Origin of the sequence: Weissella fangxianensis (assembly GCF_024718545.1) — a bacterium.
In the GTDB taxonomy this organism is placed as follows: Bacteria; Bacillota; Bacilli; order Lactobacillales; family Lactobacillaceae; genus Weissella; species Weissella fangxianensis.
Window position 1 is genome coordinate 1 of sequence record NZ_JAMXDB010000037.1, and the last position, 15987, is coordinate 15987.

General features: G+C 39.0%; 12 protein-coding genes. 10 read left to right on the plus strand and 2 right to left on the minus strand.

Annotated elements, in window-relative coordinates:
* Window positions 1-152 precede the first annotated feature (152 nt).
* From dprA to NGR58_RS08405, 4 genes are all read left to right on the plus strand, one after another.
* Complete coding sequence (dprA, locus tag NGR58_RS08390; RefSeq protein ID WP_258089083.1) at window positions 153-1019, plus strand: DNA-processing protein DprA; 867 nt, start codon at window positions 153-155, stop codon at window positions 1017-1019.
* Window positions 1020-1189: 170 nt separating this feature from the next.
* Window positions 1190-3301, plus strand: a complete 2112-nt coding sequence (gene topA, locus NGR58_RS08395) for a type I DNA topoisomerase (protein WP_258089094.1) — start codon at window positions 1190-1192, stop codon at window positions 3299-3301.
* Between the two features lie 26 nt (window positions 3302-3327).
* Window positions 3328-4254 (plus strand): tyrosine recombinase XerC, encoded by a 927-nt coding sequence (gene xerC / locus NGR58_RS08400; RefSeq protein WP_258089084.1) that lies wholly within the window; start codon window positions 3328-3330, stop codon window positions 4252-4254.
* Between the two features lie 72 nt (window positions 4255-4326).
* A complete protein-coding gene (locus NGR58_RS08405; protein WP_258089085.1) occupies window positions 4327-5208 on the plus strand; it encodes an aldose 1-epimerase family protein in 882 nt (293 codons plus the stop codon).
* 100 nt (window positions 5209-5308) lie between these two features.
* Here the strand turns inward: NGR58_RS08405 and plsY are convergent, their stop codons facing one another.
* The gene (gene plsY, locus NGR58_RS08410; protein WP_258089086.1) at window positions 5309-5932 is read right to left on the minus strand and encodes a glycerol-3-phosphate 1-O-acyltransferase PlsY; all 624 of its coding nucleotides are present in this window, start codon (window positions 5930-5932) and stop codon (window positions 5309-5311) included.
* A 195-nt stretch (window positions 5933-6127) separates the two neighbouring features.
* Here plsY and parE point away from each other — a divergent pair, with 195 nt between their 5' ends.
* From parE to NGR58_RS08425, 3 genes are all read left to right on the plus strand, one after another.
* Window positions 6128-8155 carry a DNA topoisomerase IV subunit B gene (gene parE, locus NGR58_RS08415; protein ID WP_258089087.1) on the plus strand — a complete coding sequence of 676 codons (2028 nt, stop codon included), beginning with the start codon at window positions 6128-6130 and terminating at the stop codon, window positions 8153-8155.
* A gap of 6 nt (window positions 8156-8161) precedes the next feature.
* Complete coding sequence (gene parC / locus NGR58_RS08420) at window positions 8162-10621, plus strand: DNA topoisomerase IV subunit A (protein ID WP_258089088.1); 2460 nt, start codon at window positions 8162-8164, stop codon at window positions 10619-10621.
* Window positions 10622-10702: 81 nt separating this feature from the next.
* Window positions 10703-11629, plus strand: coding sequence for a manganese-dependent inorganic pyrophosphatase (locus NGR58_RS08425; protein WP_258089089.1), 927 nt, complete (start codon window positions 10703-10705; stop codon window positions 11627-11629).
* A gap of 84 nt (window positions 11630-11713) precedes the next feature.
* Here the strand turns inward: NGR58_RS08425 and NGR58_RS08430 are convergent, their stop codons facing one another.
* Complete coding sequence (locus NGR58_RS08430; RefSeq protein WP_258089090.1) at window positions 11714-12331, minus strand: TrkA C-terminal domain-containing protein; 618 nt, start codon at window positions 12329-12331, stop codon at window positions 11714-11716.
* A gap of 245 nt (window positions 12332-12576) precedes the next feature.
* Between NGR58_RS08430 and NGR58_RS08435 the strand changes: the two genes are divergently transcribed.
* Genes NGR58_RS08435 through NGR58_RS08445 form a run of 3 tightly spaced genes read left to right on the plus strand, consistent with a single transcriptional unit; the run spans window position 12577 to window position 15762 of the window.
* Window positions 12577-13839, plus strand: a complete 1263-nt coding sequence (locus NGR58_RS08435; RefSeq protein WP_258089091.1) for a quaternary amine ABC transporter ATP-binding protein — start codon at window positions 12577-12579, stop codon at window positions 13837-13839.
* A gap of 1 nt (window position 13840) precedes the next feature.
* The gene (locus tag NGR58_RS08440; RefSeq protein ID WP_258089092.1) at window positions 13841-15574 is read left to right on the plus strand and encodes an ABC transporter permease/substrate binding protein; all 1734 of its coding nucleotides are present in this window, start codon (window positions 13841-13843) and stop codon (window positions 15572-15574) included.
* Window positions 15575-15591: 17 nt separating this feature from the next.
* A complete protein-coding gene (locus NGR58_RS08445) occupies window positions 15592-15762 on the plus strand; it encodes a hypothetical protein (RefSeq protein ID WP_258089093.1) in 171 nt (56 codons plus the stop codon).
* Window positions 15763-15987 lie beyond the last annotated feature (225 nt).

Sequence of the window (15987 nt, forward strand, 5' to 3'; positions counted from 1 at the left end):
TACCTCGTATCTGTTTTTTTTCGTCGATTACATTTTACGCCGGTATCTTATTGGTGTCTTTTTGTTTGTGAAAAAGGCGAAATAAAAAGCGTGAAATTTTTAGTTTCACGCTAGAAAGTATAGAGCCTCCTTTTTTAGAAAGGAGATATATTATGGCACAACGTGATTTTTTATTGTGGTTATTAATGGTTCCGGGGTTGAGTATAAAAGGACGGTATCGCATCTGGATTTATTTGCGGGACAATAAATTATTAAAATTACCATGGCAACAAATTCTGACAATTAGTAAAATGCGTCAACCGCAGCGGGATGCAGCAACTTTTTGGTTTAAACACACGAAGTGGCAAATTGACTGGCAACGATTACGGAAGCAAACATTCATCGCAATTTGTGATGAAGAATATCCGATATATCTATATGAATGTATCGATGCGCCTATTTGTTTGTTTTACAAAGGCGATTTATCATTACTTACACAACCATCAGTAGCTATTGTAGGCTCTAGGCAAGCAACAAAGTATGGACAAGGTGTCTTGTCATCATGGATTCCCGATTTGGTGAGTGCTGGTCTGGTAACGGTTTCTGGGCTGGCTGCAGGAATTGATGAATTAACACATCGTGCAACGCTTAAAGCAAAAGGAAAAACGATTGCGGTTATAGGGACAGGTCTTAACCAAGTTTATCCGAAGCGTTGTGAGCCACTTCAGTCAATTATTAGTCACGAAGGGCTACTATTATCGGAATATTTACCTTGGCAAGGGCCAAAGCGTCAACATTTTCCAGAAAGAAATCGTATTATCTCGGGATTATCTCAAGTTTGCTTGGTTATTGAGGCTAAGGAAAGGTCTGGTTCACTCATTACAGAAATGCTAGCATTGGACCAAAATCGTACGGTTATGGCGCTACCTGGTCGGGTTGATGTGCCAACTTCTAGGGGAACCAATGAATTGATTTTGGCAGGGGCGACACCCGTTTTGTTAGTAGAACAAATCATTTTAGAATTTGCCAATTTTTACTAACTTGTTGCTTGTATCATACAATGGGCATTTGGCAAAGCTTTGCTGTATAGTGTATAGTACAATATTGTTAGGAACTTAAGCTAATCAAAATAATAAAAAATAAACTATAAGAAAAGAGGTGCACGCAATTGGCTTCACAGACAGCTGTTAAAGAAAAAAAGGCGCGTGCGGTGAAATCAACAAAAACACAAACTAAATCTCGAGCGAAGAAAAAAACGAAGCAAAAAAAGAATTTAGTGATTGTTGAATCACCTTCAAAGGCAAAAACGATTGAAAAGTATCTTGGACGCAACTATAAGGTTGTCGCTAGTATTGGTCATATTCGTGATTTGCCTAAGTCAACGATGGGAGTTGATATCGAAAATGACTATCAACCAAAATACATTAATATACGCGGTAAAGGCGATATTATTAAATCATTAAAAAAAGAAGCTAAAGTAGCTAAACATGTTTATTTAGCATCCGACCCGGATCGAGAAGGAGAAGCAATCGCTTGGCATTTATCACATATTTTGGATCTTGACTTAGATTCTAGTGATAATCGTGTTGTATTTAATGAAATAACAAAGGATGCCGTGAAAGATGCTTTTAAGCATCCAAGAAAAATTGACATGGATCTTGTTGATGCGCAGCAGGCCCGTCGTATCTTAGATCGATTAGTTGGGTATTCATTATCACCTATTCTATGGAAGAAAGTAAAAAAAGGATTGTCGGCTGGTCGTGTGCAATCAATTGCTTTGGGACTCGTTATCAAACGAGAGCAAGAAATACAAGCGTTTGAGCCCGATGAGTATTGGTCATTAGACACAATGTTTAAAAAGAGCCGGACGAAATTTAAAGCGGTATTTTATGGCCTGGATGGCAAAAAGACGTCATTACCTGATAATGATGCCGTTCAAGAAGTTTTAAAAAAGATGGATCGCACGGCCCCATTCAATGTGACCAATGTTGTGACGAAGGATCGTAAGCGTAATCCTCAGCCACCATTTACAACATCAACCATGCAACAAGCAGCGAATACACAGTTAAACTTTAAAACTCGTAAAACGATGATGGCGGCCCAACAGTTGTATGAAGGTATCAATCTAGGTGGTAAAAATGGCACAGTTGGATTGATAACATATATGCGTACGGATTCAGTTCGTTTGTCTGACACTGCTAAAACAGAGGCATCATCGTTTATTAATGATGAATACGGTTCAGAATATGCTGCGGTAAAACCGGTACAAGGTAAACAACAGGAAGGTGCACAAGATGCCCATGAGGCCATTCGACCAACTTCAGTATTCCGAACGCCAGCATCTATTAAAGATAAGCTAACAAATGAGCAATTTAAACTATATCAGTTAATTTGGTCACGTTTTGTTGCTAGTCAAATGACTCCAGAAATTTTAGCAACCATGGCAGTAACCATTGAACAAAATGGGGTGACCTTCCGTGCTAATGGGTCACAAACAAAGTTTGCTGGATTTACAAAGGCCTACCCAGCTGCAAAGAATAAAGATAACAAGTTACCTAGCTTGGCAACTGGTGACGTTGTTGATATGGTATCAATGTCACCTGAGCAACATTTCACACAACCACCTGCTCGGTATACCGAGGCAACCTTAGTGAGAGCACTAGAGGAAAATGGCGTTGGTCGTCCGTCAACCTATGCAGCTACGATCGAGACCATTCAACGTCGTGCCTATGTTCGTTTGGATACAAAAAAATTTGTACCAACTGAATTAGGCGAACTTGTCCAAAATACGGTGCAGGAATTTTTCCCAGATGTTACGAATATCAAATTTACAGCGAAAGTGGAGACTGACTTAGACAGTGTTGAAGCTGGCAAAAAATATTGGGTTAAAGTTGTTGATGATTTCTTCACACCTTTTTCAAAAGAGCTAGAGACAGCTGAAAAAGAAATGGAAAAGATTGTCTTAAAGGACGAATTAGCCGGATTTGATTGTGATATTTGTGGTGCGCCAATGCTTAAAAAATTAGGCCGTTATGGTAAGTTTTATGCTTGTTCACGGTTCCCAGATTGTCGGAATACACAAACGATTGTTGAAGAAATTGGTTTACTTTGTCCTAAATGTAAAACAGGACAAATCGTTGAACGTAAAACAAAGCGTGGTCGTAAGTTTTATGGTTGTTCACGTTATCCCGAGTGTGATTTTGTATCATGGGAAAAGCCAACTGAGAAAACGTTACCAGATGGTACAACTCCTAAAGATGAGACTGATAACGATAACGAAAATCAAGAACATAACAAAGAAACAACAAAGTCTTCAAAATGATGGTGTATTGAGTGAAAGGTTGAGTTATGACAGTAAGTGAAGCTGAAAATGAAAAACAACTTTTTTTAGACTATCTTCGTATTGAGAGACAATATTCGGATGACACGCAAAAGGCTTATCAAGGGGATATTTCGGAGTTCCTGACATTTTTGGCTCGGACGCAAACTACTAAAGAGATTGTTCTAGCAGATATTACATCGTTTGATGTACGTGTGTTTTTATCCGAACTATATGAAAAGGGTGATGAGTCACGGACCATTGCTCGAAAAGTTAGCTCTTTACGTAGTTTTTACCGATTTTTAGTTAATAATGAATTAGTGAACGACAATCCCTTTGTAGGTATTGTTTTAAAGAAACCAGGCCAGCATTTACCACGTTATTTTTATCAGAAGGAATTAAATAGCATGTTTGATGTGGTGGCAAAGGACAACTCCGCACTTGGCCTTAGAAATCAGCTATTACTAGAAATGCTTTACGGCACCGGGGCTCGTGTTTCAGAAATTGCCAATATGACCTTGCAGAATGTTGATAGTAAGGCACGTATTGCGACGATTACTGGAAAAGGTAACAAGACTCGTATTGTACCATTTGGTCGTTATGCAGCTGATGCTTTAGTAGCTTACTTAGAGGCGGGGAGGCCTGTATTAGTAAGTAAGCAAGATGAACCTTCTAATAAATTATTCTTGAACCAACGTGGGGCACCAGTTACTACGGCTGGGATTGAGTATATTTTGAAACAGATTGGTAAAAAAGCAGGCTTGACTCAAGAGGTGACTGCCCACATGTTTAGACATACATTTGCGACTGATCTTTTAAACAATCAGGCTGATTTAAGAACAGTACAACAGCTGTTAGGACATAGCAGTTTGAGTACGACCCAAATTTATACACACGTAACAACGGAAAATTTGCAGAAAAGTTATCGTAATTTTTTTCCAAGAGCTTCAGACTAGCATATAATAAATTGGTAAAGACCAATTTTATTTGCTATTATTATGGTAGTATCTAGTTATTTTGGAGGGGTTATGTCAGTTAAACTTGAAAATGAAAATATAATCGTTAAGATATCGGAAATGGGTGCGGAACTTACGAATGTTACGAGACGTGATACTGGCTTAGAATACATGTGGACAGCAGACCCTAATTTTTGGGGGCGCCATGCACCTAATTTGTTTCCAATTGTTGGTCGTCTAAAAGGAGATCGTTATAAATATCGCGATAAGACTTATTTTATGACTCAACATGGCTTTGCCCGTGACAATGAATTTGATTTGGTAGAGAAAACTAGCACAATGGCTAGACTTCGTTTAGTAGATTCAGAGGAGACACGGTCAATCTATCCGTTCCATTTTCAGTTTGATATTATTTTTCGGTTGACTGATCAAGATATGTTGGGAGTTACTTATGTTGTTACCAACACTGATACGCATGACATTTATTTCTCAGTCGGTGGTCATCCGGGTTTCCGTGTCCCACTTGAAGAAGGTGAGAAATTTACCGACTATTATGTCAATGTTGACCCAGCTCGTAAATATTCACGTTCAAAGTTAGTCGGACCTTATCTAGACAATAATTTAGACACGACGTTTAATTCGGACATACCTTTACGTTTACGCTATGATGATTATAAAAATGATGCCATTATCTTACGACTAGATAGCAACCCTGTATCGGTTGTCTTGGCTAAGTTACATGAGTCTCATGGAATCACCATGCACGTGCAGGATGCAAAGTATTTGGGTATTTGGACACCTTACGGTAAAGATGCGCCCTTTGTTTGCTTAGAGCCTTGGTGGGGAATCGCGGATACTGTTGATGCTGATGGTATTATCAATCATAAATATGCAATTAATAATTTAGCGCCAGCACAAACATTTACTGGTTCATACTCACTATCATTCTTTTAAAGTGAAAAAGATAATAAATAAAAAAACTCTCTCAGAGTAAGTTAGATGTAGATAACCTGTAAAAGTTATCGTTACTAACATTCTGAGAGAGTTTTATTTATTATTTTTTTGATAACCAATAGCCTAGTCCAAATGGGACCTTTGATTCAGTACCATTAAAAATTCGCTTAATATTACCACGGTGTCGGTAAAATACGAATATTGTTAGTATGAGGGCAATCGTTGTTAGTAACCAGTCATGTAACCAAAATGCTGATAGTAAGGTGACAATAGTAAAGCCAAGCATTGAACCAATTGAGACCATACTAGTAAGCAAAATGGATGAAATAAAAGCGATGACGGCAGCTAGAAACATAGAAGGGCTATATAGTAACAAGACACCAACAGAGGTGGCAACTGCTTTACCACCTTTAAAGCCAATCCACATAGAGAATGTGTGACCTAAGATAGCGCCTAAACCGACAACCATGAAAGACCATTGGGGTGCTGGTCCCCAGATAGTGGCCATCAAAGCACCTAGTATTCCCTTGCATAAGTCGATAATTAAGACGATTGTGCCAGGTACTGGACCTAATGTTCTAAAAGTATTAGTGGTGCCGATATTTCCTGAACCTAATTCTAATATATTCTTCTTATAAAAAATCTTTCCAATCCAATATCCTGTTGGAATAGACCCAAACAAGTAGGCCAAAATAAAACTAATAATAAAATGAAAAATCGTCACAACGATATCTCCTTAAATGTATTTTAATAATTTCATGGTTCTATTGAATTACAGAACGATATCTATTCTAGCATGTTTCTAAAGGTTGAGACTTTAAATTTTTTTAATAGTATTGCGTCAGAGGTTAGTTTTGAGCTATTATGAAAACTGAAACGCATTAAATTGCAAGTTAAATTATATGAAAGGGAAACGTCCATGGCAAAGAAAAATGATTATTCGGATGATTCCATTACAGTTTTAGAAGGACTCGAGGCAGTTCGTAAACGACCGGGGATGTATATTGGATCAACAGATGGAAAAGGTCTCCATCATTTAGTGTACGAGATTTTTGATAATGCTGTTGATGAGGCATTGGCCGGTTACGGTGATGAAATCAATGTAACCATTCATGAAAATAATGCCATTACAGTGGTAGATCATGGTCGTGGTATGCCCGTAGGAATGCATTCATCTGGTAAACCAACACCAGAGGTTATTTTGACAGTTTTGCATGCTGGTGGAAAATTCGGCCAGGGTGGTTATAAGACGTCAGGAGGTCTACATGGTGTCGGTTCTTCGGTTGTTAATGCATTATCTAGTGACTTAGTTGTTACGATTGTACGAGATGGTGTGAAATATCAGGAACATTTTATAAACGGTGGTCATCCTGATGGCACATTAAAAAAGATTGGTAAAACAAAGGAAGCTTCTGGGACGACGATTACTTTTAAACCAGATCCTAAAGTTTTTTCAACAACGATTTATAATTTTAATACGTTAGCCGAAAGATTACGTGAGTCGGCCTTTTTGCTCAGTGATGTCAAAATTACCTTAACTGATGAACGGTCAGGGCAAGAACAAACCGAAACGTATCATTTTCCGGAAGGAATTAAGGCCTTTGTCGCTTATTTGAACGAAGATAAGGATACTTTAGGTGACATCATGTATTTTGATGGCACTGCGCAAGGTGTTGAAGTTGAAGTATCCGCACAATACAATGATGGCTTTTCTGAAACGATGATGTCTTTCGTAAATAATGTACGGACGCCAGATGGTGGTACCCATGAGGCGGGCTTGAGAGCAGCCTGGACCAAAGCCTTCAATGACTATGCTCGACGCGTAAACCTGCTAAAAGATAAGGACAAGAATCTTGAAGGCTCGGATGTTCGCGAAGGGTTGTCAGCAGTGATTTCATTGCGAATTCCAGAAAATATTCTTCAGTTTGAAGGTCAGACAAAGGAGAAACTGGGAACACCTGAGGCCAGGACAATTGTTGATAACATTATCACTGAGCAACTTGGTTTCTACTTAATGGAAAATGGTGAATTTTCTCAGAACTTAATTCGCAAGTCTCTTCGAGCTAGGGAAGCGCGCGAGGCAGCCAGGAAAGCCCGGGATGAGGCTCGTTCTGGTAAAAAGAAAAGTAAAAGTGAACGCTTATTATCTGGAAAATTAACGCCTGCCCAATCGAAAAATGCTAATAAAAATGAACTGTTCCTAGTGGAGGGTGACTCTGCGGGTGGTTCTGCAAAACAAGGTCGTGATCGTAAATTCCAAGCAATTTTACCGTTACGTGGTAAAGTACTGAATACTGAAAAAGCAAAATTGCCAGATATTATGAAGAATGAAGAGATATCGACAATCATTTATACCATTGGTGCTGGTGTTGGTCCTGAGTTTAAAGTAGCTGATGCAAATTACGATAAAATCATTATTATGACCGATGCGGATGATGATGGTGCCCATATCCAGACACTATTACTGACTTTCTTTTATAAATATATGCGACCATTAATTGATGAGGGTAGGGTTTATATTGCACTGCCACCGTTGTACATGTTACGTAAAGGTAAGGGGAAGCAACAGCAAATCGAGTATGCTTGGACTGATGATCAACTAGTTGAGGCAGAAGAAACGATTGGTCGTGGTTATACATTACAACGTTTTAAGGGACTAGGTGAAATGAATGCTGAGCAACTTTGGGCGACAACAATGAACCCAACACAGCGTACCCTAATCCGAGTTAAGATTGATGATGCGATGCTAGCTGAAAAACGGGTGACCACATTGATGGGTGACAAGGTTGAACCTCGTCGTAAATGGATTGAAAGTAATGTTGCCTTTAACTTAGTTGAAGAGGGGGATACCCTACTTGATGAGGCAGTTCAAAATGAAGAGCTTAGTTCACAAAGCAAAGAATTTGTCACGCCGATTATCGAAAGTTGGCAAGACAAAAAGGAGTGAGATTGAATGGAAGAAATTGGTAATATTCAAGAATTAAGCCTTGAAGCAGTTATGGGTGACCGCTTTGGGCGTTATTCGAAGTACATCATTCAAGAGCGTGCATTACCAGATATTCGTGATGGGTTGAAACCCGTACAACGCCGTATTTTGTACGCCATGAATAAAGATGGTAATACTTTTGATAAACAATTCCGTAAATCTGCAAAGTCAGTTGGAAATGTTATGGGTAATTTCCACCCACATGGTGACTCTTCAATTTATGAGGCACTAGTACGCATGTCTCAGGACTGGAAATTACGGGCACCACTCGTTGAAATGCATGGAAACAATGGTTCAATCGATAATGATCCACCAGCGGCTATGCGTTATACAGAGGCGCGTTTGTCGAAATTAGCTGGTGAAATGTTACGTGATTTGGAAAAAGATACTGTTGATATGGTATTGAATTTTGACGATACCGAATATGAACCAACAGTCTTACCAGCTCATTTTCCTAATCTGTTAGTAAACGGAGCAACTGGAATTTCCGCTGGATATGCAACAGACATCCCACCTCATAACTTGGGAGAAGTGATTGATGCATTGGTTTATCTGTTGGCGCATCCAAAAGCGAGTTTAGAAGATTTGATGGGCTTTGTTCAAGGTCCTGATTTCCCAACTGGGGGGATCATAGAAGGCGTTGATGGTATAAAATCCGCCTATAAAAATGGTCGTGGTCGAATTGTTGTCCGCTCAAAAACTGAAATCATAAGTTTAAAGGGTGGTAAATCACAAATTCAAGTCAGCGAGATTCCGTACGAAGTTAACAAAGCAAACTTAGTTAAAAAGATTGATGAGTTGCGCTTAAATAAAGATGTATCAGGAATCGTTGAAGTGCGCGATGAGTCTGATCGTGATGGACTATCAATTGCTATTGAATTAAGCAAAGATGCAAATGCTCAAGGTATTTTAGCTTATTTGTTAAAGAGAACTGATTTGCAAGTTACTTATAATTTTAATATGGTGGCGATTCATGATCTACGTCCAGAACGAGTAGGACTAAAAACTGCTTTACAGGCATTTTTAGACCATCAAGTTGAACTTATTACCAAGCGAACGGAATATGATTTACGTAAAGCAAAAGAACGTCAACATATTGTGACTGGTTTAATCAAAGCACTTTCGATTCTTGATCAAGTGATTGCAACGATCCGTAGTTCGGAAAATCGTAAAAGTGCTAAGCAGAATTTAGTTGATCAATATGATTTTTCACTTGAACAAGCAGAAGCCATTGTCACTTTGCAATTGTATCGATTAACGAATACTGATGTGACACAATTACAGGCAGAATTTGAAGAGTTATCTAACCAAATCACGCATTTTAATGCTATCTTGTCAGAGCCTAAAGTATTAAGACAAGAATTGCGTCAAGAATTAAAAACCATTAAAAAGAATTATAGTACACCGCGACTAACAGCCATTGAAACAGACGTTCAAGAATTGAAGTATGATTCAACTGTAACTGTTGCTGATGAGGATGTTGCGGTGCTTGTATCAAAAATGGGATATGTTAAGCGTTCGTCATTGCGTTCGTATAAAGCATCAGGTGATGAAAACGGGCTGCGTGATGATGATGAGCCGCTGTTTGTTAATCGTGTTAACACGTTACAGCATATGTTTATCTTTACCAACAAGGGACACGTCATTTATCGACCTATTCACGAGTTACCTGAATTTAAGTGGAAAGAACCTGGTGAACATTTATCACAATCAATAAGTGGCTTCGTCACTGATGAGGAGATTATTCGTGTTGAAGTTGTGGATGATATTAATGCATTAGAAGGCACTTGGCTAAGTGCGACAAGCGACGGTTATATTAAGCAATTTAGTTTTGAAGATTTAACACCTCGAAGTACCTATAAAAAGCGCAGTACCGTCTATATGAAGTTGAAAGCTGATGATGCAGATATAGTTGGCCTAGAGTATCTACCCGTAGGAGCAACAAGTAATCGTACTGTTGTTCTGACAACAAGACATGCGGTCGGTTTACGTTATGATGTCAATGAAGTACCAACGTCTGGTAATCGTACAGCAGGTGTAAAAGCAATGAACCTAGCTGCTGATGATATCATCGTTAGTATGGCAACTGTAACGGCAAAGCAAGCATTGGCTATTATTACGCACCGTGGTGCCTTTAAGTGGATGGCAGTTGATGAAATACCCGTGACGAGTCGTGCTCGCAAAGGGGTTGCTATTATGAGGGAGTTAAAGAAGGATTCCCATGAAATCGTGGCCACTATCGTTGTTGATCAGCAGACACCAGCGCCATTATCGATTTTTACTAGCCGTGGCAAGCAGTTTGACGTGTCACCTAAGGATCACGGGCTGAGTCAACGATATAGTAATGGTAGTTTTATCATTGATGTTGCAACTGATGGCAAACCCGTAAGTATTCGTTTATATGATAAGACAAAAGTGGAAAATTAAAGTTTTCTGGATGTTTCATCATTAAAAATGGTGTATTATTAATAATAATGATAAAGAAATAATGAATTGGAGAATTATCTGATGACTAAGACATTGGTTTTTGGACACCAAAATCCTGATACAGACACAATTGCATCTGCGGTTTCTGCAGCTTACTTTTTAAATAAAGCTTATCAAGTTGATACAGAAGCTGCTGCATTGGGAACACCCAATGCGGAGACTGAATATGCATTGAACTATTTTAAAGTAGAAGCACCCCGTGTCATTGAACAAGCCGACACTGAAGAAGTCGTTTTGGTTGATCACAATGAGGCAAGCCAATCAGTTGCTAATTTAGCTGATGTCACAGTAGCTGGTGTATATGATCATCACAAGATCAATTTCACTTCAGCTGCGCCATTGTGGTTCATTAATAAACCATTAGGCTCAGTTGCTACTTTGCTTTATTATGAATACAAAGACGCTGGTATTGAAATTCCAGCAAAGATTGCTGGTTTAATGCTTTCAGCAATCATTTCTGACACGCTTTTATTAAAGAGCCCAACGACAACATCTGCGGATAAGCCAGCATTAGAAGGACTAGCAAAGATTGCTGGTTTGGATGATTATGAAGCTTATGGTTTGGAAATGTTAAAGGCCGGAACGGATCTCTCAACTAAGTCAGCAAAGGACTTAATTGATGGGGATGCTAAGTCATTTGAACTAGCTGGACAAACTGTCCGGATTGGTCAAGTTAACACAGTGGATGTTAATGATGTATTTGCTCGCCGCGATGAAATCGCAGCCGCAATTGAAACTGAATTAGCAGAAGATGGTTATAGTACATTTGTATTCGTTGTTACTAACATCTTGGATTCAGACTCAGATATTCTTGTTTTGGGTGAAAACCAAGACAAGGTAGCAGCTGCATTTGGGGTAACATTGACTGACGGACGTGCATCACTACCTGGTGTTGTTTCACGTAAGAAGCAGGTTGTACCACCATTAACAACGGCTTTTGAAGGATAATAAAAAAGAATTGCTGAATGATAAATTTCTGCTAGTGAGGAATTTGAATCAGCAATTCTTTTTTGTATATTTTTAACTGAACAATTATTCATAAAAGAGATTGTAGACATTTTGCACGCTTAGTTCGTTACCAACAAAGTACAGCGTGTCATCTTTTTCTATTTTGGCGTATGGACCAGGTGACAGCGTCAAGCGGTTTTCATGGAGAATGCCAACTAGCGTCGTACCAGTCCGATGCCAAAAGTTTAATTCACTAACAGTTTTATCAAACATTGGCGAATCTTTAGTTAACTTTAATTCATATGGTCTGAATGGATTGTGTTTTTTGTAATATTGTGTTTGTTCAATAAAGGCGTTTAGTGATTGCGTTAGGGTTGCTAATCCTTCTTCTTGATTGGCAATTTGCTTAACTAAATCGGTTTGTAGGTTTTGCAAATTTTGAGCATCACTCTCTGAATTAATAAATTCTTGTGCTTTGTCGCGAGAAATGATGATGGCACCGCTGCCATGATGGGTTTCGACAATACCTAAGTCTTCTAAAATACTAATTGCCCGACGAGCAGTTTCTGAAGATACACCATAATTAGTTGCGAGTGTTGATCGCGCATGAATTTTTTTACCGACTTGTAGTTGACCATTACTAATCTGTTCAGCAATTCGTAAAGCGATTCTTCGATAGCGAGGTTGCTTAATGGTTGGCATAAAATCCTCCTAAAATTAGTCATATAACTATAGAATACCATATAAAGCGTTAAACGTCTGTTTTTTGCAATTTCCTAAAATAATTGGTACGGTTATATAATTAACTGATGGCACAATAACCTTAATATTTGCATAACATTGGTATAGATGGTATAATTTGACTAAAGTGACAACCTTATGTTTAAAATAGAGTTGTCACTTAGCGAGGACAGTATGTCTTTCGAACAAGTAGGAGGAGAAAATATATGTCAAAGGTAAAAATTGAACACCTGACTAAGATTTTCGGAAAGCGTGTTAAGCCAGCATTACAGTTGGTTGAACAACATGAATCAAAAACTGAAATCTTAAAGAAGACAGGATCGACTGTTGGTGTATATGACGCTAACTTGTCTGTCGAAGAGGGTGAAATTTTTGTTATCATGGGGCTTTCTGGTTCAGGTAAATCAACATTGACCCGGTTATTGAATCGATTAATTGAACCAACATCAGGTCATATTTATATTGACGACGAAGATGTTTCGGCACTCAATAAGGGAAAATTGCTTGATGTTCGACGGAAAAAAATGAGCATGGTTTTCCAAAGTTTTGGATTATTTCCACACCGCACTATTTTGCAAAATACCGAATATGGTCTTGAAGTAAAGGGTGTACCTAAGTCTGAACGACGTGAAAAAGCTGAAAAAGCTTTAGAAAACGCCGATTTGTTAGCATTTAAGGATCAATATCCAAGTCAGTTATCTGGAGGTATGCAGCAGCGTGTTGGGTTAGCGCGTGCATTGGCCAACGATCCGGAAATACTACTAATGGATGAGGCTTTTTCAGCCCTAGATCCGTTGATTCGTCGTGATATGCAAGATGAGTTATTAGATTTGCAAGAGCAATACCAAAAGACGATTATCTTTATTTCCCACGACTTGAATGAGGCTCTTCGTATTGGTGATCGTATCGCCATTATGAAGGACGGGGAAGTTGTTCAGGTTGGTACTGGAGAAGAGATTGTTACGCAACCTGCTAACGATTATGTTCGTGCCTTCGTTGAAGATGTCGATCGTTCAAAGGTTTTGACAGCTGAAAACATCATGATTAATCCATTGTTTACTAACATTGAAGTGGATGGTCCTAACGTTGCGTTAAAGAAGATGCGTACCGAAGAGGTTTCGGGATTGATTGCCGTTGATCGTCGTCGTCAATTCCGTGGTTACATTACCAGTGAGGATGCTATCCGAGCACGTACGGAAGGGTTAGCCCTAGCCGATGTTGCTAAGCAGATTCCAACTGTTGAGCCAGATATGTTAGTTATGGACATTATGCCATTGATTTATGATTCACCAACGCCATTGGCTGTTGTCGAAAATGGTCGTTTACGTGGTATTTTGATTCGTGGTCGTGTGCTTGAAGCATTAGCCGAACGTGGCGAATCAGATGAAGCTGAAGCTGTTGAAGCTGAAGTTGAAAAGAAACATGCTGAATCCGAGCCAACTCAAGTAGATGCAAAGGAGGAAGTATAAAATGTTTGTTCTAGCAGATTTATTTCCTAAGTTGCCTTTAGGTCCTTGGGTTGACTCAGGAGTTGACTGGTTAACGGATCACCTAAATGGTCTGTTCGATGCTATTCAAAGCAGTGGAAATGTTGTGATGGATACAATGACTGGTGCGTTATCAGCAATTCCAGTCTGGTTATTCATTATTGGTATTACAATCTTTTCAATTTTGATGTTTGGTAAGAAGTGGGGAGTGCCATTCTTTACATTCATCGGTTTGTTGATTGTTGAAAATCAAGGTCTCTGGTCAGACTTGATGAATACGTTTACCTTGGTTATTATTTCCAGTTTGATATCAGTTATTATTGGTGTTCCACTTGGAATTTGGATGGCTAAGAACGAAACGGTCAATAAGATCATTCAGCCAATCCTAGACTTTATGCAAACAATGCCCGCCTTTGTTTATTTGATTCCGGCGGTTGCATTCTTTGGTATCGGAGTTGTTCCCGGTGTATTTGCGTCAGTTATCTTCGCATTGCCACCAACAGTACGTATGTCAAACTTGGGTATCCGTCAAGTACCTAATGACTTAGTTGAAGCAGCTGATTCGTTTGGATCAACTGGAAAGCAAAAGTTATTTAAGGTCGAGTTACCACTTGCACAAGGAACTATCTTCTCTGGAATTAACCAAACGTTGATGCTAGCACTTTCAATGGTTGTTATTGCGTCAATGATTGGTGCACCAGGATTAGGACGTGGTGTTCTGTCAGCCGTACAAAATGCTGATATTGGTAAAGGATTTGTTAATGGATTCTCATTAGTTGTTTTGGCAATTATTATTGATCGCTTTACACAAAAACTTAACCGTACACCTGAAGACAAGGCGTCAGCGGAACCAGCTAAGCATCACTGGAAGGGTTGGACAGCCCTTGCTGTAGCGGTTGCTATGATTGGTGGTGGTGTGGTAACATCATTAACTTCTGGTAGTTCACAGAAGGAATCAATCAAGTTGGTTTATGTGCAATGGGATTCAGAGGTTGCATCAAGCAATGTTTTGGTCCAAGCAATGCGTCAACATGGTTATGACGTTGATTTAACACCACTTGATAATTCAATCATGTGGCAATCAGTTGCTAATGGTCAGGCAGACGCATCTGTATCTGCTTGGTTACCAACAACTCACGGTGCACAATATAAGAAATATAAGGATGACATTGATATAGCTGGTACTAACTTGAAAGGTGCTAAAACTGGTTTAGTTGTACCAAAGTATATGGATGTTGATTCAATTGCTGATTTGCAAGATCAAGCCGGTAAGAAGGTTACCGCCATTGAGCCAGGTGCTGGTGTTACTAAGGGTGCTGAAAAAGCCCTTAAGGATTACGGCATAGGTGATCAAGGTTGGCAAGTTACGCCTTCATCATCTGGTGCGATGACTGTTGCCTTAGGTAAAGCAATTAAAGCAAAGCAAGATATTGTTGTTACTGGATGGGAACCACACTGGATGTTCCAAAAGTATGATTTGAAGTACTTGAAGGATCCAAAGCAATCATTTGGTAGTACCGAATCAATAAAGACAATGACTCGTAAAGATTTGAAGCAGGACAAGCCTGATGCATACAAGGTTCTAAAGAACTTTAAGTGGACCAAGGAAGACATGGGTGAAGTTATGCTTGATATCGAAGATGGTAAGTCAGCCAAGAAGGCTGCAAACACTTGGATTAAGAACAACCAATCAAAGGTTGATGCTTGGTTCAAGTAAGGGAGAAAATATAGTATATGTTGACCGAGCAAATTGAAGATGCCTGTATTTATTTCATAGTCATCGTATTAGCGCTTGTTGTTAGTGTGACGATTATGGCAGACAAATCGTTATTTGCTCAAATCATGCTGATGCTAGGTACAATTACTGGTACAGTCATGTTAGTAAGGCAGTGGCGAAACAATTGATGAGGTTGTAACCATGGTGATTTATAATGGCTCTGTGTCAAATAGCGTGAAAAACAGTAAAATCGATTAATTAGGTTTGTGAAAAGCGACTGTGAATCTGACAGATTATGTCAGATTCATGGTCGTTTTTTGTGTTAATAAGTTCATGAAGTTTAATTTAATTTTGTGACGATTAAATAGTTGTAGACGAATTATGAAAAAGTAAATAATTTGGTTAACAAATCC